This is a genomic window from Serratia sp. TSO36 (assembly GCF_057808395.1).
In genome coordinates, this window is sequence record NZ_JBJZOU010000066.1 from 1 (window position 1) to 255 (window position 255).

A 255-nucleotide genomic window follows, 5' to 3' on the forward strand; every position below is an offset into this window, starting at 1 on the left:
CCGCCTTCTGGGTGGTGAAGCCGCAGATCGGCCGTGAAGGCGTCTCCGGGCTGGGCACGCTGCTCTCCGGCGCCTATATCGAACTGCAGCCGGGCAACAAGGGCAAAGACGGCAAAGACAACTATCAACTGCTCGACGCGCCGCCGCTGGCCTCTCCGGATGCCAAAGGGCTGCGCATCGTGCTGGACAGCGAAAAATCGGGCCAGCTCAACGCCGGCGATCCGGTGCTGTTCCGCGGCTACCGCGTCGGCTCGG

1 pseudogene is annotated in these 255 nt (G+C 66.3%); it reads left to right on the plus strand.

Features of this window, described 5'->3' with window-relative positions:
- Positions 1-255: pseudogene (locus ACK3CV_RS25470) on the plus strand (intermembrane transport protein PqiB); the annotation flags it as partial.